The organism is Mesorhizobium neociceri (genome assembly GCF_013520985.1).
Classification (GTDB): domain Bacteria; phylum Pseudomonadota; class Alphaproteobacteria; order Rhizobiales; family Rhizobiaceae; genus Mesorhizobium; species Mesorhizobium neociceri.
This window is the reverse complement of the sequence record NZ_JACDTY010000035.1, coordinates 20,028-45,433: the sequence shown is the minus strand read 5'-3', so window position 1 is coordinate 45,433 and position 25,406 is coordinate 20,028. Positions and strand designations below refer to the sequence as shown.

General features: G+C 60.1%; 20 protein-coding genes, 1 tRNA gene and 1 pseudogene. 10 read left to right on the top strand and 12 right to left on the bottom strand.

Going from position 1 to position 25,406, the window contains the following annotated elements; genetic code table 11:
• Positions 1–178 precede the first annotated feature (178 nt).
• Positions 179–1,054 (bottom strand): tRNA glutamyl-Q(34) synthetase GluQRS, encoded by an 876-nt coding sequence (gene gluQRS / locus H0241_RS33920; RefSeq protein WP_181062071.1) that lies wholly within the window; start codon positions 1,052–1,054, stop codon positions 179–181.
• A gap of 74 nt (positions 1,055–1,128) precedes the next feature.
• Between gluQRS and H0241_RS33915 the strand changes: the two genes are divergently transcribed.
• Both H0241_RS33915 and H0241_RS33910 read left to right on the top strand, forming a co-directional pair.
• Entirely contained in the window at positions 1,129–1,770 is a 642-nt protein-coding gene (locus H0241_RS33915; RefSeq protein ID WP_181062070.1) for a DNA-3-methyladenine glycosylase family protein, read from the top strand.
• A gap of 128 nt (positions 1,771–1,898) precedes the next feature.
• Positions 1,899–2,456: an HNH endonuclease gene (locus H0241_RS33910; RefSeq protein ID WP_008874122.1), complete on the top strand. Its 558-nt coding sequence runs from the start codon at positions 1,899–1,901 to the stop codon at positions 2,454–2,456.
• A 403-nt stretch (positions 2,457–2,859) separates the two neighbouring features.
• Here H0241_RS33910 and H0241_RS33905 read toward each other — a convergent pair whose 3' ends face one another.
• Both H0241_RS33905 and H0241_RS33900 read right to left on the bottom strand, forming a co-directional pair.
• Complete coding sequence (locus tag H0241_RS33905) at positions 2,860–3,378, bottom strand: disulfide bond formation protein B (RefSeq protein ID WP_181062069.1); 519 nt, start codon at positions 3,376–3,378, stop codon at positions 2,860–2,862.
• A gap of 92 nt (positions 3,379–3,470) precedes the next feature.
• Positions 3,471–4,055: a YqaA family protein gene (locus H0241_RS33900; RefSeq protein ID WP_181062068.1), complete on the bottom strand. Its 585-nt coding sequence runs from the start codon at positions 4,053–4,055 to the stop codon at positions 3,471–3,473.
• Between the two features lie 387 nt (positions 4,056–4,442).
• Between H0241_RS33900 and H0241_RS33895 the strand changes: the two genes are divergently transcribed.
• Positions 4,443–4,527, top strand: a tRNA-Leu gene (locus H0241_RS33895).
• Between the two features lie 227 nt (positions 4,528–4,754).
• Positions 4,755–5,117, top strand: coding sequence for a hypothetical protein (locus H0241_RS33890; protein WP_235984613.1), 363 nt, complete (start codon positions 4,755–4,757; stop codon positions 5,115–5,117).
• Between the two features lie 238 nt (positions 5,118–5,355).
• Here H0241_RS33890 and H0241_RS33885 read toward each other — a convergent pair whose 3' ends face one another.
• Entirely contained in the window at positions 5,356–7,074 is a 1,719-nt protein-coding gene (locus H0241_RS33885) for an adenylate/guanylate cyclase domain-containing protein (protein WP_181062066.1), read from the bottom strand.
• Positions 7,075–7,993: 919 nt separating this feature from the next.
• Between H0241_RS33885 and H0241_RS33880 the strand changes: the two genes are divergently transcribed.
• Entirely contained in the window at positions 7,994–9,778 is a 1,785-nt protein-coding gene (locus H0241_RS33880; protein ID WP_181062065.1) for a hypothetical protein, read from the top strand.
• A 122-nt stretch (positions 9,779–9,900) separates the two neighbouring features.
• Here H0241_RS33880 and H0241_RS33875 read toward each other — a convergent pair whose 3' ends face one another.
• The 4 genes from H0241_RS33875 to H0241_RS33860 form a co-directional block, all read right to left on the bottom strand.
• Positions 9,901–12,549, bottom strand: coding sequence for a bifunctional diguanylate cyclase/phosphodiesterase (locus H0241_RS33875; protein ID WP_181062073.1), 2,649 nt, complete (start codon positions 12,547–12,549; stop codon positions 9,901–9,903).
• A 601-nt stretch (positions 12,550–13,150) separates the two neighbouring features.
• Complete coding sequence (locus H0241_RS33870) at positions 13,151–14,005, bottom strand: transglutaminase-like domain-containing protein (protein WP_181062064.1); 855 nt, start codon at positions 14,003–14,005, stop codon at positions 13,151–13,153.
• 70 nt (positions 14,006–14,075) lie between these two features.
• Positions 14,076–14,951, bottom strand: a complete 876-nt coding sequence (locus H0241_RS33865) for a transglutaminase family protein (protein ID WP_181062063.1) — start codon at positions 14,949–14,951, stop codon at positions 14,076–14,078.
• Between the two features lie 1,570 nt (positions 14,952–16,521).
• Positions 16,522–16,800, bottom strand: a complete 279-nt coding sequence (locus H0241_RS33860; RefSeq protein ID WP_181062062.1) for a hypothetical protein — start codon at positions 16,798–16,800, stop codon at positions 16,522–16,524.
• 23 nt (positions 16,801–16,823) lie between these two features.
• On the opposite strand from H0241_RS33860, the gene H0241_RS36540 reads away from it, so the two are divergent.
• Positions 16,824–16,940 carry a zinc-binding dehydrogenase gene (locus H0241_RS36540; RefSeq protein ID WP_181062061.1) on the top strand — a complete coding sequence of 39 codons (117 nt, stop codon included), beginning with the start codon at positions 16,824–16,826 and terminating at the stop codon, positions 16,938–16,940.
• 249 nt (positions 16,941–17,189) lie between these two features.
• Here H0241_RS36540 and H0241_RS33850 read toward each other — a convergent pair whose 3' ends face one another.
• Positions 17,190–17,882 (bottom strand): winged helix-turn-helix transcriptional regulator, encoded by a 693-nt coding sequence (locus H0241_RS33850; RefSeq protein WP_181062060.1) that lies wholly within the window; start codon positions 17,880–17,882, stop codon positions 17,190–17,192.
• A 136-nt stretch (positions 17,883–18,018) separates the two neighbouring features.
• On the opposite strand from H0241_RS33850, the gene H0241_RS33845 reads away from it, so the two are divergent.
• Both H0241_RS33845 and H0241_RS33840 read left to right on the top strand, forming a co-directional pair.
• Positions 18,019–19,191 carry an acyl-CoA dehydrogenase family protein gene (locus H0241_RS33845; RefSeq protein ID WP_181062059.1) on the top strand — a complete coding sequence of 391 codons (1,173 nt, stop codon included), beginning with the start codon at positions 18,019–18,021 and terminating at the stop codon, positions 19,189–19,191.
• 12 nt (positions 19,192–19,203) lie between these two features.
• The gene (locus tag H0241_RS33840; protein WP_181062058.1) at positions 19,204–20,181 is read left to right on the top strand and encodes a carbon-nitrogen hydrolase family protein; all 978 of its coding nucleotides are present in this window, start codon (positions 19,204–19,206) and stop codon (positions 20,179–20,181) included.
• Between the two features lie 333 nt (positions 20,182–20,514).
• Here H0241_RS33840 and H0241_RS33835 read toward each other — a convergent pair whose 3' ends face one another.
• Positions 20,515–21,357, bottom strand: a complete 843-nt coding sequence (locus tag H0241_RS33835) for an MBL fold metallo-hydrolase (RefSeq protein WP_181062057.1) — start codon at positions 21,355–21,357, stop codon at positions 20,515–20,517.
• 456 nt (positions 21,358–21,813) lie between these two features.
• Here H0241_RS33835 and H0241_RS33830 point away from each other — a divergent pair, with 456 nt between their 5' ends.
• Positions 21,814–22,332, top strand: coding sequence for a GNAT family N-acetyltransferase (locus H0241_RS33830; RefSeq protein WP_181062056.1), 519 nt, complete (start codon positions 21,814–21,816; stop codon positions 22,330–22,332).
• A gap of 835 nt (positions 22,333–23,167) precedes the next feature.
• A pseudogene (locus H0241_RS33825) lies at positions 23,168–23,425 on the top strand (MFS transporter); the annotation flags it as partial.
• A gap of 63 nt (positions 23,426–23,488) precedes the next feature.
• Here the strand turns inward: H0241_RS33825 and H0241_RS33820 are convergent.
• On the bottom strand, positions 23,489–24,040 hold the full coding sequence (locus H0241_RS33820) for a cytochrome b (protein ID WP_181062055.1): 552 nt from the start codon (positions 24,038–24,040) through the stop codon (positions 23,489–23,491).
• Positions 24,041–24,358: 318 nt separating this feature from the next.
• Positions 24,359–25,243: an NAD(P)-dependent oxidoreductase gene (locus tag H0241_RS33815; protein ID WP_181062054.1), complete on the bottom strand. Its 885-nt coding sequence runs from the start codon at positions 25,241–25,243 to the stop codon at positions 24,359–24,361.
• Between the last annotated feature and the right edge of the window lie 163 nt (positions 25,244–25,406).

The window sequence follows — 25,406 nt, the reverse complement described above, 5'->3', positions numbered from 1 at the left end:
AATAAGTTTATCCACGGACGGTCTCCCTTGTTTGAGATTTGCAACGACCTCATTCTGGCACATTGCGATGCCGTCGGGGGCCGTCCACCCCAACACGGACTTAAGTACGCTCCGCTCCGGTTCTCGGTATCAACCGTTCTCGGCACGGCCTGACCTCAATCTCAACACACCGGAACAGCTAGAGCCCGACGAGCCGCCTGACATCCTCCGGTGACGCGCCTGCCTGCCTGAGTGCGGCAAGGCCGGTATCGCCAAAACTCTTCGACAGCTTGCGCCCATCCGGTCCAAGCACGAGACGGTGGTGGAAATAGTCCGGCTGGCCTAGACCGAGCAGCTCTTGCAGCAGGCGCTGGATGCCGGTCGCGGAATAGAGGTCGCGGCCGCGCACGACATGGCTGACGCCTTGCAGGGCGTCGTCGACGACGACGGCCAGGTGATAGCTGGTCGGGATGTCGCGGCGCGCCAGGATGACGTCGCCCCAGTCCTGCGGACGCGCCTCGACGTGACGCGTCGCCGACAGCGTCTCGTCGGTGAATTCACGCCAGGACAAATCCGTGCCGATGCGCGACCGTGCCGCTTCGACGTCGAGGCGCCAGGCGAAGGGCGCATTGTCGGCGATCCGGCGGTTGCGTTCGCTGATCGGCAGCGCCTTGTCGGCGGCGGGATAGAGCGGCACGCCGTCGGGGTCGCGCGGCCAGCCGCGGCCACGCTTTTCGCTGTCGGCGATGAAGGCCCTGATCTCGCCACGGCTCATGAAAGCGGGGTAAACCAGCTCTTCGCGGATCAGCCGGTCGAGCACTGCCTGATAGTCGGCGAAATGTCCGGCCTGACGCCGCACCGGTCGTTCCCATTCGAGCCCCAGCCATTCGAGATCGCGAAAAATGCCGGCCTCGAATTCCGGCGTGCAGCGCGTCGTGTCGATGTTTTCGATGCGCAACAGCAGGCGGCCGCCGGCGGCGCGCGCCAGCTGCTGGTTGAGCAGCGCCGAATAGGCATGGCCGAGATGCAGTTCGCCATTCGGGCTCGGCGCGAAGCGGAATGTCAGGAGCGTCATCTCACAAGCGGCAATCGGGTTGTGCAGCGGTTTTGCCAATTGCTACCGTGCGGCCGGTTCAGGAACAAGAAAGCATGCAACGCATCGCCACGCTTGACGACATTGCGCAAGGGCTCGACGCGCTTTGCGTAATCGATCCGCGGCTGGAAAAGGTGCGCGGCATGGCCGGCGAGGTGCCGCTGCGGCTCTCCGAACCGGGGTTCCGAAGCCTGGCCTCGATCATCGTCTCGCAACAGGTCTCCCGCGCGAGCGCCGATGCCATTTTCGGCCAGCTGGTGAAACTGGTCGATCCGTTGACGCCGCCGGCCATCCTTGCCGCCGGCGAAGACATGTTTCGCGAGGCCGGGCTGTCGCGGCCGAAGCAGCGCGGCCTGATCGCCATTGCCCAGGCCGTGGTTGACGGGCTCGACCTGCATCACCTCTGTTCGCTCGACGCGGAGGAGGCGATCGCGGCGATGACTGCCGTGCCGGGCATCGGTCCGTGGACGGCGGAAGTCTACCTTCTGTTTGCCGCCGGCCACCCCGATATTTTCCCCGCGCGCGACGTCGCGCTGCAGAGCGCGGTCGGCCATGCGCTGGGCATCGAGCCGCGTCCGCCGGAGAAAACACTCATCGCTCTGGCCGAATCATGGAGCCCGTGGCGAGGTGTCGCATCGCGGCTTTTCTGGTCCTATTATCGCGAAACCAGGGGCAGGGACGCCGCGCCGCCGGCCTGAAACCGCAAAAAAGCATGAAAATCCTGCATTTTTGCCGCTTTTGGCGAGCGACAATCCGCTTCACATCCCTGTCATGTCGGGCTTACAGTATCCGCGCCGATCGGTTCTAGAACGAGGAGGTCAACAAGGTGACGGTTGCCGTATCTCCGGATGGGCTTCCTGCGCTGGTGCTGAATGCGGATTACCGTCCGCTCAGCTATTACCCTTTGTCGCTCTGGTCCTGGCAGGACGCCATCAAGGCAGTGTTCCTCGACCGGGTCAACATTGTCGCCGAATACGAGCATGCGGTGTCTTCGCCGACCTTCTCGATGAAGCTGCCCAGCGTCGTCAGCCTGAAGGCCTATGTGAAGCCGTCGAGACACCCGGCGTTCACCCGTTTCAACGTCTTCCTGCGCGACCGCTTCCAGTGCCAGTATTGCGGCACGCCCGAGGACCTGACCTTCGACCATGTCATCCCGCGCCATCGCGGCGGGGCGACGACATGGGAGAACGTCGTTGCCGCCTGCTCGCCCTGCAATCTCAGGAAGGGCGGCATGATGCCGGCGCACGCCAAGATGTGGCCGCTGCAAAAGCCCTATCAGCCGACAGTGCACGACCTGCACAACAATGGCCGGCTGTTCCCGCCCAACCATCTGCATGAAAGCTGGATGGATTATCTGTACTGGGATGTCGAGCTGGAACCCTGAGATCGTTCGAGAATTCGGGAGGCTGGTCGCCTGACGCAGCTTTCTGCGCTTCCGGTGCTCACACGCCTACCAGTCCATGATAATCTGACGCACCTCGATATCGGAGCAGCTGGGCCGCGCTCACTTATCAGCGGCTTCGCGTTAAGGACCGGCTTCCCCACTCCGTCGCTGCTTCGCAGCGCCACCTCTCCCCCCTCCGGAGGGAGAGGAAGGGAGCCTGTTGGACGAGCGCTGGCTGCAATAGGCTCGCGCCTTCCTCTACCCCGTCGATCGGGGGAGAGGTGGCTCGGCGAAGCCGAGACGGAGTGGGGGTCGATCTGGCTCGGACGTCGAAAGCGGCGCCATGCGACTCACCTGTCGAATTTTGCTCGAACCCTGCGCCGTGGGGCTTAATCAAATTTGATCAATCGCGCGAAAGCGCACTACGGAAGGCGACGGCGGCGAGGATGAAGCTGGCGATTGCGTTCCAGCCGGCCAGCGACAGACCGAGGATGCGCAAAGCCGCCTTGTCGCAGGACGGCGGCACGAATTTGTCGAGCGCGTCGAGCACGCCCTTGCCGCCGGTGTCGACCGGGCCGGCGCCGGCCGTGCAGTCGGCCGGGCCCTGCCACCAGGCCCATTCGACGCCCGAGTGGTAGACACCGAGATAGAGGCCGTAGAGCATCAGCAGGCCGCCGATGGCAAGCAGGCCACGCGTCAGCCATGCGGGCGTGTTGAGCATCGAGGCGATCACCGCCAAAACCATCAGCGGCGCGCCGATATAATAGGGCGTGCGCTGCTCCAGGCAGAGATGGCAAGGGATGTAGCCGCCAATGTGCTGGAAGGCGAGTGCGGAGCCCACCGTGGCGGCCATGGCGACGGCGAGAAACAAAGCAGTGCGCGTCCGCTGGCGTCCGGTATCGGCATTCATGGTCGCTGTCATGGTGTTGTGATCCGTTGAATTGCCCGTCCGCCTAGTCTCTGTTTGTCCATGTCGTTGTCCCAAAACCGCTGCGCACTTTTGGGCGACATGGACTAGAACGCGTATTTGACGACGATATAGAGCAAAATCAGGGCGGCGGCGCCGGCGCCGACGATCAATCCCAAACGCTTCTCGATGAATTCCTTGATCTCCTCGCCATAGCGGCGCAGCAGCCAGGCAAGAAGCAGGAAACGAGCGCCGCGCGCCAGGATGGCCGAGACGATGAAGACAACAAGATTGACGTGAAGTGCCCCGGCCAGAATGGTGACCACCTTCATCGGCGGCAGATGAGCAGCGCCGGATGTGACGAGCAGCACCAGCATCAGCCCGGTGCCGGACGACTGCCACTTCTCGAACGTGTCGAGGCCGCCGAAGTGCTCCAGCATCGGCCGTGCTATCGTGTCGTAGGCATAGTAACCGATGAGCCAGCCGGCAATGCCGCCCAGCACGGACGCAACGGTGGCGGTGAGCGCGTAGCGATAGGCGCGTTCGGGCCGCGCCAACGCCATGGGCAGGTACAAGACGTCGGCAGGTATGAAAAACACCGAGCTTTCGACGAAGGCGATGAAGGCCAGCCACCATTCGGCGGATTTGCGGGCCGCCAGCGACAAGGTCCAGTCGTAAAGTCCGCGAAGCATCGGCTCTCCTAATGCATGTCGCCCAGACGCAACGCGCTTTGATGCGGGCCTGTCTAGAAAGATTTTCCGCGCCGCACAATGGCAGGAGCTTCACGAAACCGAAAGGCGGGCTTTTGCCGCAAGCCGAGTACGCCGGCGCATTTGGCCAGTTGACGAACAGGCCTCCAACCGTATAGTCCGCGCCCATCCAGGCCCTCGGGCCTGAGCCCCTATGGCGGAATTGGTAGACGCGCTCGACTCAAAATCAGGTCGCGTCTACCACCCGCACGTGGCGCAATATCGACGTGTTTCAATAGGTTAGGAGTATGCCGCTTCTCAATTCTCGCTCTTTCGGCTTTTGCCTAGGTGCAGCATGGGAGCGTTGAGAGATCAATGAACTAGTGCTTTGCGGGTGTGGTGAAACTGGTAGACGCGCTGGATTCAAAATCCAGTTCCGAAAGGAGTGTCGGTTCGAGCCCGACCACCCGCACCAACTATCGGCCAACGAACTTTGAGAACGGCGATCATTTCATTCTCTCAGGTCGCTTGGGGCGGTGGTGCTTCATTTTGCCAGCCGGCAAGCTCTGCGTCGGCTACCAGGGTCCATCCTGACACGAATGCGCAACCCGTCGTGTTACGGTCCAATGGTTTACGTCACTGGTCTGATCGCCATCACAGCAAATGGGAGAGTTTGCCACGTCTAGGATCGATCGCCGCGTCTTGCTCTTCCACTCCGGCAGCGCAGTCGTCGCCTCGACGGTTGCGGCAACGGCGCTCGGTGCAGAGTCGCCGGGCCGAGACCAAGAGCCGTCGAATAATCTGCGAGCGCTGATTGAGGCGCACAAGACGGCTTATGGTGCGTTCGATAAAGCCCTGCATGACGTAGGCGGTGGCAGCAGCGGCTCCGACAGAGCCAGCCGCGAGGAGGAGAGGGCGCTGCTCGCCATCTGCGGCTACGCTGCGGTTGGGAAAAGGGATCGCCTGGCCAAGGCCCGATATCTTTTAGAGATTGAGGCGCGCGGTGAGCTCGACCTCGCAGAGCATATGCAGGCCGTTCTCCGATCGACAACGTGGAACGAATGAGGCGACCGGAGCGCAGAAGGTAAGCTGCTGGTGTCCGGTAAGCGCCGCATGTCGGCCCTTGAGGGCGCCTTTGCCACTGCCTAAATGCAGACATCGCCGACGGCGAAGCGGTAGGTCGAGGTTGCGCGATCGAACCCGCCATTCGCGGTTTCGATCGCAAACGACGGGAGTCGAGTCGCAGACTTCGACAGTGTGTGTCGAACGGGTTGTCGTTAGCGGTAGACGCTCGCCAGCGACCTTATGGCGGCAAACCTGCTTCCCTTAGCAAGCGGCCAAGCTCCGTAGACTTCTCGGGATCGCGGTAATACTCGCGACTGGTGAAGGCGGAGGCCGTGAGATCTGGCTTGCCACCGACAGCTTCCCTGACCAGTCGACTGGCTTCGTCGGCTCGATTGAGGGCCACCAGCGCAGCCGCCCGATAGAGGCGCGATCGAGTGGTCTGAAACGTGAGCCTACCAAGGGATTCAATAGCCTCGGCATAGCGGCCCAGCGCATAGAAGGCCACGCCCCGTTCCTCGACGCACCACACAGGAAGGAATGGGTCGAGTATTTCGGCTTCATCGAGCAGAGACAATGAATGCTCTCCTTCGCCCGCGAAATTATACATAGCCGCGCATCTTGCCTTGATGTAGGCATCCGTCGGATTCAGCTCCATCGCCTTGCGGCCGTGTGCCAAGGCCTCGTCGAAGTTGCCATTCATGAGTTCGAACACGCCCATAATCCGGTTTGCCTCTGCATCGCAGGGATCAAGCTCGAGCGCGCGGTGAATGTCCCTTCGACCTTGCTCGTAGTCGAAGTCCGGCAACCATGACGCTGCGCAGACCCTCCAGGCATAGGCGGCTGAGTAGTTTGGGTCGGCGTCGATCGCCTTTGTAAGCCAGCCGACGGACTGGCGTGCATTGTCGTCGGTGACGCCGCCGAGGCGATGATGATCAAGCCCGCGCAGAAGGCAGTCGAAGGCGGTCATGTTTTCGGGCAGCTTTCGCCGTGCCGCCACCATGGCCGCTTCCTCCATCCGTCCGGACACGGTTGCCGCGATCCTCGCGGCGGTCTCGTCAACCAGGGCAAGGATTTCCTCAAACGATCGCTGGATTTTGTCGCTCCAAACCACCGTCCCCTGGTCGGTTTCCGACAGCGTGAGGCTGATCGAGACCCGCTCGCCGATCTTCCGCACCTGTCCTTCGAGCACATATCGAACGCCAAGAACCTCACCGACCTTCAGCGGATCGGGGTGGGAGTCGGCAATCGAGAAGGTCGCACTCCGCGAGCTGACCGAAAGACGCCGAAATCGCCCCAGTTCGACAATCAGCTCTTCGGTGAGTCCTTCGGCGAGATAGCGTTGGTCCTCGTTCTCGCCTGAAACGCGGAAGGGAAGCACCGCAACCGATGACGGCCGCCGTTCCTTCGTGATCAGCAGTTGCGTCGGCGCCGACTGCAGCCGATGCGCTCCGATCTCCCCACGGACCCGATAGAGGTGCACGAGTTCCGTGATGTTCTTAAATGCCCGCTCGCCGATATCGTCGAATATGAACGCAGAATTGCGGCGTACATGATCGAAGAGCGCACCGCTCACATAGATCGAGTCTGGTTCGGCTGCCGCCTGTATGCGCGCCGCGAGGTTGACGCCATCTCCGACCAGATCATCGCCCTGCACCACGACATCCGCGATATGGAGACCGAACCGCATCCTGAAAGGTTCGGTGTGCGGCTCTTGCGCACCGGCAAGCGCACTGCGGATCTCGAATGCACTTCGCACGGCGCTCACGGCGCTCGGAAACTCGGCGAGTGCCCCGTCACCCGTCGTCTTGAAAACCCGGCCGTCGAGCAGTTCGACCTTTTCCGAAATGAGGGCCTGGCAACTCGCCAAACGATCCGCCGTTTGCTCCTCGGCGCGCTCCATCATCCCGGAATAGCCGACGATATCGCCGACCATCAGGGCGGCCATTTTGCGCTTCATGGGCGAAACTCCTTCAGGGAGCGACCAATCGTCCGTAACATCACCCCACCAGCCAGTGCCGTCACGGCCGAGGGGGTCTGGGAGTGTAGCGCATTGCGAAGTCGGCTGCATCGGGAAACGCGCCCTGCGAACGCCTCGAGGAGATCGCCAAACCCTTAAGCGCTGAGACGATGCGCGTTTTGTGTGAAGTCCGGGTTCGTACCCTTTTCGCGACCTTCAGGTGGAACGAGGCAATGACCGGAATTGGTCTTGGTCGGGTGGAACGGCATTCGCGTGAGAGCTGCATAGAATTTCTTGCTACAGCCATTAGAACCTTGTTGTGCGGTTGCCTAATTCTGCGACATGGCGAGGTCGTAAAAGGACATTCTATCCCTCAAGCGAGCGGACCGCGTTTTCAGACGGCCAGGGTCAATCCAGGACCTTAGCCCTATCGGTTTGACCTCCGCTATTCGCTTCGCGGACGCCATAAGCTGCCAGTCCGCCTCCGGCCCCTTGCGGTCATCCGGATGGAAATGGACAATGCCGCTTGGCGCGCTTAACGGGCGGGTTTCGCCGTGTTGGCCGCCAGCCGTTCACCTGTCGGCTTTGACCCAAGTGGGACGCTCACTTGTTCGCCAACAGAGGGCCAATGTGCGCCAAGCTTGCGACCCTTGCAGTCCGCTCAAAATCGCGGCAATGGTGCAACGGCTAAAGGCCTTTGGCGGATCGGATAGGTTGGTCGCGCAGTCTCTGGTCTGCGGATTAACGTCTTCGGGCACGACGAGGTAAAAGACATCTTATCAGCGGCTACATTAGCAACAGGAAATATGTTACCAAACGGCGGCCAGAGGCGGATCATCAACGCCCGCATCCAATCGATAATTGGAAGAGACAAGGCTGATCGGAGGTTGGCGACCGTACCGAACGCCAGGAGGTTCAGATGAAACTGCGTGCTTGCCTGCCAAGTGCAGGATGGGCCGCCATTGCCTTGATGAGTTTCGGCACAGGCGCTGCCATCGCTTACGCCGCGGACAGTCCGTTGCAGTCGCAGCTTGCGGCGGCGCCAAGAGTACCGTTGCCGGGGGAAGTCGACATCACACACTGCGTCGTCCTGGCCGCCGTCGGCCAATCATTGGCCCCGGAAGACATGAAGGCCTACGAGGAGGCCCAGCCGCCCTTGTGGGACGACCTGGGCTCCTTGAGCTATCCGATCAATACAAAGAGCGCCGATGCCCAAAAATACTTTGATCAGGGGCTGCGGCTTGCCACCAACTTCAATCACGCGGAGGCGCGACGCGCCTTCCGCAAGGCACAAAGCCTCGACCCCGACTGTGCGATGTGCTTCCTCGGCGAGGCGCTGATCCTGGGGCCGAACATCAACGTGCCGATGGATCCCGCCGCCAATGCACCGGCGATCGTTGCTCTTCGAAAGGCGCAGGCGCTTTCATCCCGTGTCCCCGAGAAGGAGCGGGAACTGATCGAGGCGGTCGCCACGCGGTATTCCGAAGATACCAATGCCGATCGAAACACCCTGAACGCCGCCTTCGCCGATGCAACTGCGGCGCTTTCCGACAAATATCCTGATGATCTCGAACTCGCCGTGCTGGCCGCAGAGGCCGGCATGGACACGCAGCCCTGGGACTATTGGCAGCCGGGCGGCAAGGAACCCAAGGGCCGCACCGCCGACGTCCAGAGGCGGCTGGCAGGCGTTCTCGCCAAGAAGCCTGATGACGCAATGGCGATGCACCTCTACATTCATCTTGTAGAGGCCTCGGATCGTCCGGAGCGCGCCGAGCGCTACGCGGATCGGCTGGCAGCGCTGATGCCGGGGGCCGGACACATCGTCCATATGCCGAGCCATATCTACTACCGCGTCGGCCGCTACACGGATTCGCTGAAGTCCAACGAAGCTGCCTCGAAAGTGGACGAGACCTATCTCGCCGAAACCGGCGCTGTCGGTGTCTACCCGCTTGGCTACTATTCCCACAACGTGCACTTCGTATTGGTTTCGGCCCAGCTCCTCGGTGACTCGAAGACGGTGCTTGCAGAGGCAGACAAGCTGGACAAGTTTCTGACCAACGAAGTAGCGACGGCCATTCCGATCGTGCAGCCGGTGAAGGCAGCTCCGTATTTCGCCTGGGCGCAATATGCCGAGCCGGATGCGATCCTGGCTAAGGCCGAGCCGGCCGGCGCGCCGCCTTACATCACGTCGATGTGGCACTATGCGCGCGGCGTCGCCCTGGCCGAGAAGAAGGACCCCTCGGGCGCCCGAGCAGAGGCAGATGCCATCCACAAGATTGCTCAGGAAACCGACTGGTCGGTGCACGACGCCTGGGGGATACCGGCGTTGTCGGTCCTGCAAGTGGCCGAAGATGTCGTACGCGCCCGCGCCGCGCAGGCCGAGAATGACGTCGGCGGCTCGATAGCCTTCTGGAAGAAGGCGGCCGAAACGGAGGACACAATCCCCTATATGGAGCCTCCGTACTGGTACTATCCTGTGAGGCAGTCCCTGGGCGCCGCCCTCCTCAAGAACGGGCAGCCGGCGGCCGCGGCGAAGGAGTTTGTGGCGGCGCTCCACCGCGCACGCAGCAGTGCCTGGGCGCTGTTCGGGCTGCAGCAGGCGGCGAAGGCGCAAGGCGATACTGCCGCCGAAACCAAGGCCGCGGACGAACTTTCCAAGGCCTGGAAGGGCGATCCGGGCATGCTGACGCTCGAACGGCTCTGACAAACCTCATCCCGGACGGGACCGATGCGGTCGGCCGCCCGGACTCCTTCCTAGAGTCGACTGACGTTCGGGCTAGCGCGGCGCGTCGGATGCGACGTGCTTGTCGCCGGCATGCGTCGATGTCATGACGCGGTGCGCCTTCGACGGCTGCCTAGGAAATCCATGATGCCGTGTGCGCTCATCGGCCGGCTCAGCGCATAGCCTTGCAAGATGTCGCAGCCCAAATCCTTAAGGATCTTGGCCTGCTGCATCGTTTCGACACCTTCGGCGACGACTTCCACCCCCAGGGACCTGCCAATCTGTACGATCGATTGTACGACCTCTCGCTGTTGGGCTGACTCGGCAATTGGACCAATTAGCTGGCGTGCAATTTTCAGCCGTCGTGGCTGAAGTTTCATCACGCTGACAATCGACGCGTGGCCGGTGCCAAAATCGTCAATTTCGATGTCGATACCGAGTTCCTTGATCTGGTTGACGTTCCAGACCATAAGCTCATCATTGTCGTCGAGAAAAATTGACTCTAGAAGCTCGAACGAAAGAGTTCCTGGTTTTATTGAAAGCGACGTCAGGCTGTTGATCAGTTCCTCGTCCTGCAGCCGCCTAGCAGAGACGTTCACCGAAGCGCGGGGCACCAGCAGCCCCGCTCTCTGCCACTGATCAAAGTCGTGAAGGGTTTGCTCGAGTATCAGCCGGTCAATAATCGCAACGACATCCAACTCCTCCGCAATCTTCAGGAACCCGGCCGGCGTCTGAAGACCGTCGGTCGGATGGTTCCAGCGCGCGAGCGCCTCAACGCCCGCAACCTCCAGTGTTTTCGCGTCGAATTGCAGCTGGTAGTGGGGAACGAATTCGTTACGTTCCAGGCCTGCAAGGATCTCATCGGCGACCCGTTTGGTCCGAACGATCTCAGACTGGAGATCTTGGGTGAAGAACTCATATCGATTGCGTCCGCGGCTCTTTGCCCGGTAGAGCGCTATGTCCGCGTTGACCATCAGGCGCGGGCCGTCGACGGCCCCGTCCGCATCGACCGCGATGCCGATGCTGACACCGATACGGCATTGGTGGTCTTTATAGGGCACCGGCTGTCGCAATCTCTGTAGAATGCCATCGGCCAGTTGGCTGAGTTGGTCAGCTGAGATATCGCCGCTGCAGACTACGACAAACTCATCGCCTCCCACTCGGGCAACGAAATCTGCTGACCGGACAGTCGATATCAGCACCTTTGCGGTATGGATCAGCACGGCGTCCCCGACAGCGTGGCCGAGTGTGTCATTGATCTGTTTGAAACGATCGAGATCAAGATGCAGAAGCGCGGCGCCGCCGTCGGCGGTTGAACCTGCGGCGGGGTGACTGTCGAGCATAATGTCGAGGTAGCGGCGATTTGGAAGGCCGGTCAGCGTATCGTGAAGCGCTGCATGCTCATTGCGCGCCGTCGCCGCCTCGAGCTCAGCATTCCTCGTTTCGGCGAGGTCTTTTGCTTGCTCCAATTCCCGCGTCAGGGCCACATCCGCCGTCACGTCCCATTCCGCTCCGACCATTTTGTGCTTGGTTTCATCCCTGTAGCTTTTGGCACGCGCGCGAAGATGCCGAACAACGCCATTGGGAAGCACGACGCGATATTCCGACGAGTATAGGCCGGTCGCGATTCCTTGCGTGAAATCCAGCTTGGCCTGCTCAAGATCGTCAGCGTGGATCGATCTTGACCACTCTTCGAAGGACCTCGGTTCGCCATCTGCCGGTTTTCCATAGATTTCGTTCAGGCGGTCATCCCAGTATATCATGTCCGAGTCGAGATCCTGTTCCCAGACGCCAATTTGCGAGGCGTCAAGCGCAAGCTCCAGCCTCTCCGAAAGCTGTGCAAGCCGTCGCTCGCTGCGGCGCAGATCGGCGTAGTGCTTGCGTCGTTGATCGAGAAGCCGCCCTGCAATGACGATGGGAACCACGACCAGAGCGCCGCCGATGAGCATTGCCAGTCGCAAAATCCAGGAGTTGCGGGGCGTCGCATTCCAACCACCCTTGGGAATAGCGGCAATCTGCCATGATCCTGTCGGCAGCCGCACCTCCGCCGTAACGGGATTGCTTTCGATCACGTGCGCAGGACCATAAAATCGCGCGCCTCTTTCGCCGAGAGCATCCTTGCCCGTCAGGGCGATCTCGATCGGCAGTTTCTTGTCTAAAAGACCGCTGTCCGCGTACAGCTTCTGAATGTCGATTACCGCAGCCACTATGCCCCAGAACGTCTCGGTAGGGCGGTCACCGTCAAGGAAGACAGGGAATCGCCCGATGAATGCCTGACCCCCTTGTTTGAGTTCTACCGGTCCGGCCAACACCAGTTGTTTGGTATCGCGCGCCCGAAGAACCGCTTCACCCTGCTTTTCATCCTTGTGAAGGTCCAGTCCAACGGCCTTTTCATTGCCTTCCAGCGGATACATCAACGAAATGACCAGGCCGGGGGCGGCGCCAATGTTTCTGAGGTGTGTCTTCTCGCGAAAGATGCTCTCCGCCAGCTTGGCAAAGCGGGCTTGACTCATATTTGGTTCGGTTACGATCGTCGCGATCAGGCCGCGCGCCTGCTGAAGATCTCCATTGACGTTGCCCTCGAGATTGGCGCGGATGAGGTTCATCTCCTTCGCAACGTCAACACGCAATACCTGCTCGGCAACGGTGCTGTTTTGATGGTCGGCAAAAAATCCAGCGATCAACAGCACGACGAGGGCGATCAATGCCGGAAGGCTGGTCCAGGTCATCAAGGTGCGGAAGCGCTGCTGCATTGCAAATGGCAAGGTGGAATCTCGGTCGGCCTAGCTTCCGATTGGCCCAGCATATCAGAGCGAACTTAACTGAATCTTGGTGCCTCTACTCAAAATTTAGCAAGGCACCTCTTTACAGATCAGACGAGTACTGGGGATGGCCAATAAGTCAGGCTTTCTTCCGGCTGGCTATTTTTGCTGGAGCGGCGCCGGACGGCTTCAATGAAGGGGTTAGGTCGCGCCGTGTCCGCTACAGCTAGCGTGGACCATGTTCAGTCGTAAAGTGTTGTTGGCAGGTCCGCCAGCCACCGCTTACGAGCAGGGGGGTCCCCTGTTCGCGGATTGGCTTCGTCGACGTCGTACTGGCGCCGTGGGAGTCGGCAGCAACAGGTCGTGACGTGCGTATCCAGGGCTGTAAGCAGCCTGCTACGCATTGCGTCAAGCTCCGGCATTAACGGTCGACATGCCGTCCCTTCGACGCAGGTGCCGCAGTAGCCACGCGAAGCAGGAATGGCACTCGCCAGGCCGGTTCCTGGCGGTCTTCGGCGCTTGCATCTCTACGCGGCGGGTGCCGTGCCCTAGCGATATCCTGCGGCACGCACTTGTGGCCACAACGATCAGATCAAGGTGAAGACACCGGATCTCCGATAGGGATCGCTAACAAGTGCTCCGCTGGGATTTCTTCCGTGACAACTTTGAAGCCAGCAAGTCTCGATGAACCGAAACTGGTTGAGAGGGCAACATCGGTCGCGTCGCAACCCGTCGCCATCAGGATCCTACCTATTCGAGGGCGGTTATGCCGAGCATCAAACGTGAACCAATGACCGCTTAGATATGCTTCGAACCACGCGCTGAAATCCATGGGATCCGCCACCGGAGGCACGCCAATGTCGCCGAGATAGCCGGTGCAATATCGCGCCGGGATGTTCATGCAGCGGCACAGCGAGATTGCTAGATGCGCAAAGTCGCGACAGACGCCGGTTCGATCGGCGAGAGCGCCGTAAGCGGTCCGCAGCGGATCCGCGGCTTGGTAGCTGAAAACGATGTGATTGTGCACGAAATTGGAGATTGCCTGCACGCGCGCCCAGCCGGGTGGGGTGTCGCCAAAATTCGCCCAAGCGAAGTCGCCGAGCCGATCGGTGTCGCAATAGCGGCTGCCCAAGAGAAACCTCAGAACCTCATCGGGCAGCTCCTTGATGTCGTGCTGGATGGCTTCCGGCATGACGACATCGGACTTTCCGGTATCGTAAATCTCGAAACTTGTAGATATCGTCGTCTGCCCCGCAGGCGCTTCTATTCTTGTGCACGCGTTGCCAAAAGCATCAATGTAACCCCGGGCTTCGATCGGTCGATCAAAGCCTATGACCTGTTCTGTTAACAGATCGACGCGGCGTGACGGATGGATTTCAAGGGCGAGCAACATTGGTGTCTGCTGCGGACATTCGTAGGTGAGGTTGAAACCTGCGCGGATCCGCATCGATGCCCCAATGCCTTGTTGTAGGCAAACTCCAAATTGCCCAAACAGTTCCGGAGAACATCAGACCGATCTAATTTTCCTTCGCTACTTTCACCTCAACACTCATGCCAACAAAACTTGAGGCGCTGCCAGAGTAGCTTCCCGAAAGAGGTATGGCTTGCTGGGGATGCCTGGCCACGGCCACCCTTATCAGATCCCGGTTACCGACAATCCCATTGGTAGGATCGAACTCGACCCAACCGGCGCCTGGCAAATAGACCTGGCACCAAGCATGCGTCGATCCTCCGCCGCGCACATCAGCATTGTCGCGGCTCGGCACATAGACATAACCGGTCACAAACCGGGCAGCAAAGCCGAGCGACCGCACCGCCTCCATCATGAAAAGCGCAAAGTCCCGGCACGTGCCTTTGCGCAGATGCAGCGTCACCACAGGTGGCTGCGTCCCGGTTTCAACCCGACGCGAATACACGAAGCTTTCATGGATAGCGTAGCAGAGCGTCATCAGCAATTTGCCGGTCTCGGTTTGCCCTGCGGCACTCAAGAACTGCCGTGCCCATTTGCCGATCTCGTCGGCGTCATCGGCATGATGTCGCTCCATGGTTTGCGCGAGATCGGCCGCCTCGTCGGGATCGTAAGAGAATGGATAGTTCAGCGCGGCATCATCAATGCGGAAATCAGGCGCATGCTGCGGCGTGTGATCGAGCCGAATGTCTGTCGCGAAATGGAGTTCATTGGCCGAGCCCTCGAATTCGATCACGGCAACGCAGTTTCCAAAAACGTCATGGATCCATCGAACCCCGCTCGGCTCGGGGGCCACGAATAGGGCGTGATCGAGAAGCCGCTGATCGAAACTGTCGCGCGGTCGGAACATCAGCCGGTGCTCGCCAAACTTCACCGGCTGGTTATAGCGATAGCTGGTGCTGTGCTTGACTGAAAAAATCGGCATCTGCGTCCGTCAACAAATCTCGCTGGCAAGTCCGCAGCAACCTAGCGCCTAATCGGAACCGGCACGAACCGTTTCCTCTCCAAGCGATCCTGCCGGCAGCGGTGGCAAGGGTCGGTCCCGGATGAATCCAGCGGGATAATGACAAAGAAACTCGGGATCGTAATCAGTCTGGACAAGCAGGTCCAATGCGCACCGTACGCAGTATTACACCCGGCAGTGTGAAGGGTTAGATCCGATGGCGTATTTGTCGATAAGGTCGGTGTCGAAGTCCTACGGTGCGGTCAGCGTGCTGGACGATGTCTCGGTCGAGGTCGAGGAGGGCTCTTTTGTTGTCCTGCTTGGACTGAGTTTGAGATTGGCGTGAGCCAAAACCGCGCCGCGCGACTACGATATGGGCCTGGAATTTTTGCCGTCAAGAGAGTGCACCTCCGTTGCTTGCCTGCAGGCTTTTCGCCGATCCTGAGCATGGCGGAGGATTTTGATCGGATTCGGGCGCCTCTCGCGCGCTGCACCCCGATTGATCCGCCTCACTCAATGGCGCACGCGGGCTGTAATTTTGAAGGACGACGAGACCTGACTGCCTCCAGCAGTTCGCATTCCTTTGTGTGTGCATTTCGAAAAGTCCCCACAACCATCGACGCTAGTATTTCAGCATCACGGCTTAAAGGGTCGAGGTGTTCGTCCGCGCAAATCTGATCGAATACCCGCTGACAAATTGCCATATCGTGAGGGCTTAGGCAGGCTCTAAGGGTATGCTGATCAAGCATACGGAAAACCCTCTGGGCTGCCACCAGGCAAAGAGGTGGGCCTTATACCAGACCGGAGGAGGTCGGGGCGAAAACACTCCGGTGACTGACGCAAATAACGTCGATCATTGAACGATGTTCCCAGCTGACAAGATTGGTTAATTTCGTACGGTGGCCCGCCGGTTGATCAGCCACAATGTCCCGCGAACGGACCAGCCGGGTGTCGGCTTTTGGCCAAGCCGACCTTCATCAAGCTTCGGTGCGCGGGAACGAGCAGTGTCCAACTCTGCGAATAGCGAACGCCGCCGCACTTTGAAGGCCGAAGTTGGCGAGGAAAGCGTCAAAAAGCGGGGTTGTGCCGAAATTGGACTTCGCTGCTCAGGGCAATATGCCGGCGGGATTTTGGCCAATCGCCCATATGCGGGCGGCAATCCGGACGCCGCCGCATGATGCCGCTGCTCGCCTTCGCTCTGTCCGCCGGACTCGGCGCTGGCGTGGGGGCCGTTCTAAAAGCTACCGCCGAACCGATGATTATCCTCCGTTGCGACGACCCCTTCAACGGAGATCGCCATGCCTGGGCTGTCAGCCGCGCGCCTTAGAGCGGAACATTAGTGTTCTCTAACGGTTCTACCTTGGTGGAATTTCCGAATCCATATCATAGGGTAGAGCAATGGCCATGCTGGCGTTTGATTTCGTCTGTCTTTCCGGCCTGACAGGAGACGATTTGATAGGCGTATGTGTGTCGCTGGTGGCGTGCCTTGTGCTTTTCAACGTTATGACGAAGGATCACCCAAATCGATAGCCGGAACGTGCTGGGCCGATAGTCATTCCACCTTGTCACGCAGGGGCGTCGTGCGTTTCGACCGGCGGAACTTCCTTATCAAATGGACCGTCTCAGCGTCGACCGTGACGCGGCCGAGCGCCTGTATCGTGACCCGGCCTAGATCGTCGTTAACGGCCGGAAGGGTGTCGATATCGCTATCGAGAGCATCGGTGGCGCTCTGACGAGTGAGGGGTTGAGCAGCCTTGCTCCCGGCGGTGTCCTGATCACGCTGGGGTATTCTGCGGGACGCAAAACCACGATCGATGTGACGGATTTGCATGGCGCGACATCATCCCCCTGATCGTGGGCGGGTCAATCAAGCCAATTGTCGAGCGGGTCTATTCCCTCAGCGAGGCGGGCGAAGCCTTGCGCCATCTGATCGAGGATCGGCCGTTTGGCAAAGTCGTCTTGGCGGGGTGATCGACATGGCAGCCGAATCCGTTCAACTCCTGCGCGGACTGATCCGAATACTCGATGCCCGCGTTTGACGAGGCTCGCAGAATACAGGGTCCGCGTTGTTCCGAGAGCCGCCACGACTCTATACCGGCGTAAATGTCCGCTTCGACATATTGATCTCTAAAGCCGCCGGTCCGGAATCGGCCCAGAAGCGACAATCGCCGCGGCTCGGGAACTTCCGGAATTGGCTGAAAGCGCCCCTTTGGCCAATCTCTACTGCACCCGCCGAGGCTCGTGGACGAATGCGCTCAGTCCAAGCCATTGCTGCATTGATTGCGCGAGCGCCGGGTCGCCTTCGATCTGCAACTGGCCGTTGGCGGCTTCCTGCTTGATCGTCGTCAGCCCCATCCAAATTGCGGTCATGGAGCGCAGCGAACTCGTTACGAGAAGATCAAGTTCGTGGCCGGGATCGAAATTGCAGAGGTCGACCGTGCCTCCTTCGGTCACGAGCCACCAGCTTTTTTGGGAGGGTGGAAGCTCGGAATACAGAAACTGTATCATACACCTCCGCTCGGGCAGCAGATTCACATTGAGGCTACGACGCATATCCCACATGAGTAGGGACGGGTCGAGATTCTTCAGCGAAAGCCGGGACTCCATCCAGCGCTGCGCCCATTTGCCAAGCCCCATGATCAAGGGCCGTAGGTCCTCCCCGGCCTCGGACAGCCGATATTCGACGGAGCCGTTGGCCCTCGGCAAGGTGACTACGACGCCGGCGGCCCGCAGTTCCTTGAGGCGCTTGGAGAGCAGGGCGGGGGACATCTTGGGCAGCCCGCGCCGCAAGTCGCTGAAGCGGGTGCTGCCGCAAAGAAGCTCGCGCACCACCAGCGTGGTCCAGCGACTGCACAGGATTTCTGATGCCATCGATACGGGACAGAACTGGCCGTAACTTCCGCGCTCTTCCATTGGCCACCTCGCAACTCGGCCGTTCGGGATGTTATTGCACATCGAGGCTTTCGGAAATAGCGGGCAGTACAGATACTGAACTAGAACGTCCGGCCATTACCGACGATCCTTCAGCCTCCTATAGAGGGAGGATCTCATGTCACTGAACGCAACACTAAGCACCTCGGCAGGTTCACCTACGGTCGACACGGTCAACGAGGCCAGCGACGTCGTCGCCATAACGCAAGGCCTTGCGCCCAAGCTCGCCGCACGCACTGCCGAATTTGACGAGAACGATCGTTTCGTGGCCGAGAATTACGTTCTCCTGAAGGAGGCCGGTCTGGTTGAGGCTGGCGTCCCCCGCGAGTTGGGCGGCAAAGGCGCCGAAATACCGGAACTTGCCAACATGTTGCGCATGCTCGCCCAAGCGTGCGGATCCACCGCTCTTGCCTTTTCGATGCATACCCATCAGGTCGCCATTCCGGTTTGGCGCTGGCGCCACCAGAAGATCGCAGCGGTAGAACCTCTTCTGAGACGGGTCGCCGCTGAGCGACTGATCTTGCTCTCGAGCGGCGGCTCCGACTGGATCGGCGGTTCCGGCAGGGCGACCAAGGTTGATGGCGGCTATCGAATATCCGCGCGCAAGGGCTTCACCTCCGGCGCCGAGGCCGGAGATCTGCTGATGACCGGTGCCGTGGTGGAAGGAACTAACACGGTGATCCACTTCGCCGCCCCTATGAAGGCCCCGGAAGTGCGCGTTGAGCAAACGTGGAAGGTGCTGGGAATGCGCGGTACCGGTTCGAATGACGTGGTCATCGACAACCTGTTCATACCCGAAGCGGGTGTTGCATTTTCGCGCAGTGCCGGAGAGTGGCACCCGGTGTTTCAGATAATCGCCACGATCGCATTCCCCCTGATCTACGCCGTCTATCTCGGTGTTGCAGAGCGTGCGCGCGACCTTGCGGTCGACCTGGCGATGCGCAAGGCACCGACACCCCACAGTCTCGACCTCGCAGGTCGAATGGAGACCTCGCTCCGCGCCGCGCGCCTCGCTCACCGCTGGATGCTGGAAACGGTCGACCTGAATGCCCCTTCGGCAGACACCGTCAATGAAGTGATGATCGGCCGTTCTCTCGTCGCCGATCATGCGATACGGACCGTCGAACTCGCGCTGGAACTGGGTGGCGGCTTGGGTTTCTACAGACGGAATGGGCTGGAGCGTTGCTTTCGAGACATTCAGGGCGCCCGCTTCCATCCGCTCCAGACTGGGCCGCAGGCTCAGTATGCGGGCGCGATGGCGCTGGCGCACCCCGTCGCCACGATCTTCTAGGGAGTCTATGTGATGGACACCAGGATAGCGATCTCGCAGAAGCCGCCGGCGCTGCTCGACCTCGAAGCGACTTACGAGCGCGCAATCGCATCAATCGCCGAGGCCGCGGCAGAGGGGGCGAAGCTCATCGTTTTTCCCGAAGCCTATCTGCCCGGTTACCCGACCTGGATATGGCGGCTGCGCCCGGGCGGTGACATGACGCTTGCCAATTCCCTTCATGCAAAGCTCCGCCGCAACGCTGTGGACGTCTCCGCCGGAGGCCTCGACCGGCTACGGGAAGCGGCGGCGCAGTACGGGATGATCGTCGTTATGGGACTGAACGAGATCGACTCCCAGTGCAGCGGATCGACCCTCTATAATACGGTCGTGACGATTGGGTCTGACGGCTCGATCCTCAACCGCCATCGCAAGTTGATGCCGACCAATCCCGAGCGGATGGTATGGGGCTTCGGCGACGCCAGCGGCCTTCGCGTCGTCGAAACACCGATCGGCCGCGTCGGCTCGCTGATCTGTTGGGAGAGCTACATGCCGCTCGCCCGCTTCGCGCTTTATGCCCAGAACATCGACATCTATGTTGCACCCACCTGGGACAGCGGCGAGACTTGGCTTGCAACCATGAAGCATATCGCTCGCGAAGGTGGCTGCTGGGTATTGAGCACCGCAACAGCCCTGGAGGCCATCGATATCCCGGAAGATTTTCCTGATCGCAGCAAGCTCTTTGCCGAGGACGAATGGATCAATCCGGGCGACGCCGTAGTGGTGAACCCATTCGGCGGCGTTGCTGCTGGCCCGCTGCATCGGGTGAAAGGAATTCTCTATGCCGACCTAGACGTAGACGCCGCGCGCGCCGCACGAAGATCGCTCGACGTGGCCGGACACTATGGCCGCCCAGACATCTTCAGGCTGGAGGTCGATCGAAAGCCGAGGCTTGCTGTACATTTCGATGATGGCACGCACGATCTTGAGCTTGGACGCCCTCATATGCCCTGATAGCTGATCTTCCTCTAATGCTGTGGAAGGTCAGCATCGGGCCAGTCCACGACCTTTCAGCAGGTTGAATGTCTGCAATCTTCGCTGCGAAGCCAGAAGCTGCCATTCCGCTTCCGGCCCAACAGCTGCCTATCGGCTACGCGCCTAATGCCTGTCGTCGAGATAGGGCCTTCCACCGCCTGAAAGCAGACATTCCAATCTGAAGCGCGATATCGCCGAGATCGATCACCTTTCGCCGCCCTCTCCGTTGTTTATCGCGAGGGAGCCAACGTCGTACCAGGACCGGCTGCAACAGTTGTGGATGCGACGGTACGTGGTCGGCGTCGTCGGCGATTACGGCGGCCGATACTCATCAAACCAGAATGATGAGTGGCGTCGCGAGATAGTTCCCACCGACGGCAAAGGAAAATGCGAGGTCATGACGATGCGGCCATTTTCCGAACAAGCCTCCAGGAATGCCCACCGCGTCCGACGTGCCTGGTCAGGGTCCTTGTCGTTCCGAAAGTTCCAGTCGGGGTAAATGCACTGCATCGGCCAATGCATGAGATCGCCGGAAAACACTGCCCCTACGCCAAGCGATTTCATTCCGATGGCTACGTGTCCCATGGTGTGGCCCGGCGTCGGCTCCAGCCAAACTTCGTCATCGAGTTCATGGTCCATATCGACAAGCACAGCCCGACCAGCCTCGACGATTGGCAGTACGTTGTCCCCGTAGGTCCGTGTGGCATCGCAGGAGGCCGCCTGCGCAGCCTCGTACTCGCGTCGCGCCATGATGTAGCGGGCGTTGGGGAATGTCGGTATCCAGCGCCCGTCCACCAATCTTGTGTTCCAGCCGCAATGGTCGACATGAAGATGGGTGCACAGCACGTAGTCGATCTGCTCGGGAGCAACGCCTACATTCGCCAGACGCGCCAAAAAGGTGCCGTCATTTCGGCGATGCCAGTGCGGGAAGTCTGCGATCGTCTTGTCGTTGCCGACGCAACCGTCGACCAGAATGGTGTGACGTCCGGTACGAACCAGGAAACTCTGGATGGGAAGAATAATTCGGCCGGTTGCCGGCGATATCGATCGAGGCATGAGCCAATGAAGGTGCGGCTCGAGTGCTTCGTCGGTGCAGTCGGGGAACCATTCCGATGGCGTCCGCAGAGGGTCGCACATCTCCAGAATTCTGGTCACTCCGATATTCCCAATTCTCCAATTATCCAATGATGCGATCCTTCGTCGATCGGGGACGGATCGCAAAAGATAACATCTGCCACCGACCGGCGTCAGCATTTCTGCCTATCGGAGAAGGAGGCGCTAGCGATGTGGCCGCGCCTACGATCGGCCTACCTATCGGGATTTGGCAGTGAGGGTAGCGCGTACCAATTGTCACGGAATGAAACAGAACAGGGCGAGCCCCCTTTTCAGTGAAGGCGCCGGCAAATTGTCAAGAAGACCTTTTTCGACTACAGATTATTATAGCTTGAGCAGAAGCCACCAAGTTCGTTAGAGCCATTGGGCAGAAAGCTTCCGAATTTCCAGCGGGCGATTGCTTGAGCTCGACTCGACCGCGGCCATCTTTTCGACGTCCATGGAACTCGGGAGGAGTGCCCGCTTTGCCGATGTAGAATTCGTGAGTGGGGCGCAGAGGTGGAACAGAACGCGGAGATCGGCCCAGCCGGACCTGGCGACTTCCCTGCCATTCGAGCCTTGTGCAACGGCTTCATCGACTGGTGCAGGTCACACTATGGCGAGAATGCTTGGTTCGTCGACCGCTACTACACGCCAGAAGAATGGGCCGTACTCCTGGACAACCTGCCGAAGATACACTCGGCCCCGGATGGCGAGATCCTTGTTGCCCGCCTGAACGGAAAGGTGGTCGGCTGTGTGATGATGCAGCGGATCAACGAACACACATGCGAGATGAAGCGCATGTTCATCAGCTCTGAGGGCCGAGGCTTAGGGCTGGGCCGCCGCCTCGCCGAGACCATCGTGCGCGTGGCCGCTGAGCGGGGCTACACCGCCATGCGGCTTGATACCGGCCGCAACCACGATGAGGCGCTTAGCCTCTACCGCTCTCTCGGATTCCAGGAGATCGCGCCCTACTACGAAGCATCTCCTGAACTGCGCAACCATCTCATCTTTATGGAGGCCCCTCTGGCGGGGTAGCTCCATCGCCTTCTCGATCCGTCCTCGCCAGATGCAGCGGCGGAGGACGATCATGCCGAGTTTATTTCATGGTGAGCGCTTTCACGATGGCCCGCTGGCAAAGAGCACCTAGCAAGGCTTGCTATGCGAAAACTGTTACAGCCGAAGCTGGTGATCGTCGCTCAAGCGAGTTCGTTGAGCGTCTACAATGGGGCAGGTCGCGACGACACCTTCGCGGACTTGCATGTCCGCTCTTGAATATCCGCAGCCTGAAGCTGTCAGTCGGCTCCCGGCCCCATTTCAGTCATCCCGATCGCGGGCCAATGGGGCCGTTTCTGAAAGGGTGCAGTGACGCGAAATCGACGCTGCGTTGTGGGGCAGGGAAGGGCGCATGTCTTGCGATGACAATGCCCCTGGCAGGTCACTGGCCATATTTGCAATCTATCACCCGTCGCACGACGGTTGGGCAAACTCGCAAATCTATGATTTCAGGGGAAATTGGATCGAAGCGTGACCAACCGTGATCCACGATGGTCGTAGGGTGTCGAGCGGGATCGTTGTGGATCAAAACACTTAGATCAGAATTTCCATATATATCAAATATTTGTGAGGCGCTCTTGGAGAGCTGGGGCCGTTAACTGAGGCGTGTATTGAGCGATGGGCATGATCGCTTTTTCTCAGTGCCCTGACGTCCCGAGCAACCACGGATTCCGAATGCTCATCTTTCACATGCCCCTCGGACAAGATTGGACCACTAGGCCAACAGCTTCAGCGCGGCATCGACGAGGTGCCCGTCAGATCAGCCGGTTCGGGACGAGGTCTGCCTAGTGTTTCTTTCCCGGTTTGGAGGCCTGGCTTGGATGTACCGACCCGCACCTCCAACGTCATGCCGGTGGTGACATCTGGGGAGCGGGCGGCAGCAGCAAGTGTCACCGCAGTCCCGCGAAGCCTCGCGGCAGCCGCCAGTCCGATCCTTGCCGGCTCACTGCTCGCTATCTCCGGTTTCGGGTGGCCGCCGCTCATCGCGGGCGCCTTGAAAATTGTCTACGACATCCTTCTGCTTGCAATGTTCCGCAAGGTTCGTCCGCCCGAAGAACGCCAAGATCGACAGTAGCAATCAACCCAGGTCAAGTGGCAACGAATTGTCCAATTTATGCCGCTCTGCAACCGGATCCATTTACGAGTTGGGCAGGCCAGGCAGCATCTGCTTCAGCACGCGATCGTGTAGGAAGACATGGTGAAAGATGGCCGCGGCGGCGTGCAGACCCGCGAGCCACATGAGGACATCGCCGAGCGTGCCATGGATCTCGGCAAGGGATGCGCCCAGGCGCCAGGCGCCAAAGAACGGACCAAGGGCGCCGAGGCCGTATACCGTGACCGGGTGGCCGCCAAACCATGCGCCGAGTATCGCCGTCGCAGGGACCGCGAACAGCAGCGCGTAGAGCGCCCAATGCGTTATCTTCGCCGCGACATCCATCCAGAGAGGCATTGGCGGCGACTCCGGAATACGGTCGAAAAAACGCCACGCCAAGCGTATGACCAGCAGCACGAGAACGGTGAAACCGAGCGATTCATGAAGCTGCAAGGTGGCAGCGTTGGACGGCGCATAGACGCGCGTTGGAGGACCGCCTTGCGAGACCAGGAAGGCGACAAGTACGAGCAGCGCGGTAAGCCAGTGAGAAGCCTGGGCGAGGCTGCCGTAGCGAATTCTTGTACCAGATAGCGACATGAAAGGGCTCCGAAACGGTGTCGGAGTGTATTTTCTCCGAAGCTGGCTTTAATATGCCTGTGCAGCAATTGTTCATCCAAGCACAACGAGGTTTACGATACGGGAGCCGACGGGAGCGGTCCGAACAGGGAAGAGCGTGCTCAGCGATCGTCGATTGGCCACGTCGAGAGCGTTAAGCGGCGCGCAGGCATTATCCAAGAAAGCTGTGACCGTCCAAGAGCGCCCCCCGGGATGCGATCCTTTTGAATGAAATGTGCGGTATCCTTGGACAGTGGGCCACCTCCTGGTCTGCCTTTGCTGGTGGGGGATCGCAGGTCCTTAGTTTGCGGCCTCCCCAGCATCTCTTGCTGCAAGCGAACCGAGCGCCGACCAGTCGAGATTGTCGCCGCCATGGGCGAGCAGGCTTAGGAAACGGTCACGCAGAAGGCTGGCGATGGGAAGCGGTACGCGCAACTCTTCAGCCGCCGCGAGCACCAGCCGGATGTCCTTCTGGCCGAGTGGTGCCGCGAAGCCTGCCGGCTCGAATTTTCGATCGACGATCAGCCCGCCATAGGTCTTATAGACAGGAGCGCCAAACAACGTCGAGGTGAGCAAATCGAGATACTGGTGTCGATCGACGCCGCCCTTGCTCACAAGCGCAATCGCCTCGCCGAGGGATTCGATAACCGAAGCGATCAGGAAATTGCCGCTGAGTTTCACGAGATTGGCGGCCTTGGGCGTCTCGGAGACAACGAAAGTCTTCTGCCCCACGGCGTCGAAGAACGGAGTTGCTGTCGTGACCGCCTCCGACTCGCCGGCGGCAACGACGAAGAGCTTTCCATCCGCCGCAGCCTCAGGCCGACCGAACACGGGAGCAGCGACGAAGCGTTGGCCGGCTGCGGCGTGATCAGCTGTGAGCCGCTCCGCCAAGGCAACACTAATCGTACTGGACGAGACATGGATCGCGCCTTTGGCCAGGCTCGCCAGCACGCGTTGGTCGCCATACACCACGCTTTCGACCGCGTGGTCGTCTGCCAGCATCGTCACGACGATCTCGCCATCGCAGGCTTCCGCAACCTCGGCGGCAGGCCGGGCGCCCATCTGGACGATCTCCTCGTCCTTGCCGGGCGTCCGGTTGTAGACGGTAACGTCATGCCCGGCCTTCAAAAGGTTGGCTGCCATTCCAACCCCCATGCGCCCGAGTCCAATGAAACCAACATTCATAAGGGTCTCCTTTGTCTGTGACCTTGCCCAGATCCAGTTCGCTCCGTCTTGGAAAAGCGCTCTGAAGCGGCTGCGGGCGGGGGTCGATGCTGCCTCGGACTCTGGCCCGATCGCAGGGATCATCCAGCATGCGCTGACGATCCTACTCCATTTCTTCGTCGCG

Coding starts and splice junctions, on each gene's coding strand:
- H0241_RS33815 (WP_181062054.1), bottom strand. CDS start 25,243: ATGAATGTTGGTTTCATTGGACTCGGGCGCATGGGGGTTGGAATGGCA.
- H0241_RS33840 (WP_181062058.1), top strand. CDS start 19,204: ATGGACACCAGGATAGCGATCTCGCAGAAGCCGCCGGCGCTGCTCGAC.
- H0241_RS33850 (WP_181062060.1), bottom strand. CDS start 17,882: ATGGAAGAGCGCGGAAGTTACGGCCAGTTCTGTCCCGTATCGATGGCA.
- H0241_RS33885 (WP_181062066.1), bottom strand. CDS start 7,074: ATGAAGCGCAAAATGGCCGCCCTGATGGTCGGCGATATCGTCGGCTAT.
- H0241_RS33870 (WP_181062064.1), bottom strand. CDS start 14,005: ATGCGGATCCGCGCAGGTTTCAACCTCACCTACGAATGTCCGCAGCAG.
- H0241_RS33915 (WP_181062070.1), top strand. CDS start 1,129: ATGCAACGCATCGCCACGCTTGACGACATTGCGCAAGGGCTCGACGCG.
- H0241_RS33865 (WP_181062063.1), bottom strand. CDS start 14,951: ATGCCGATTTTTTCAGTCAAGCACAGCACCAGCTATCGCTATAACCAG.
- H0241_RS33905 (WP_181062069.1), bottom strand. CDS start 3,378: ATGACAGCGACCATGAATGCCGATACCGGACGCCAGCGGACGCGCACT.
- H0241_RS33845 (WP_181062059.1), top strand. CDS start 18,019: ATGTCACTGAACGCAACACTAAGCACCTCGGCAGGTTCACCTACGGTC.
- H0241_RS33880 (WP_181062065.1), top strand. CDS start 7,994: ATGAAACTGCGTGCTTGCCTGCCAAGTGCAGGATGGGCCGCCATTGCC.
- H0241_RS33820 (WP_181062055.1), bottom strand. CDS start 24,040: ATGTCGCTATCTGGTACAAGAATTCGCTACGGCAGCCTCGCCCAGGCT.
- H0241_RS33875 (WP_181062073.1), bottom strand. CDS start 12,549: ATGCAGCAGCGCTTCCGCACCTTGATGACCTGGACCAGCCTTCCGGCA.
- H0241_RS33900 (WP_181062068.1), bottom strand. CDS start 4,055: ATGCTTCGCGGACTTTACGACTGGACCTTGTCGCTGGCGGCCCGCAAA.
- gluQRS (WP_181062071.1), bottom strand. CDS start 1,054: ATGACGCTCCTGACATTCCGCTTCGCGCCGAGCCCGAATGGCGAACTG.
- H0241_RS33860 (WP_181062062.1), bottom strand. CDS start 16,800: ATGCAAATCCGTCACATCGATCGTGGTTTTGCGTCCCGCAGAATACCC.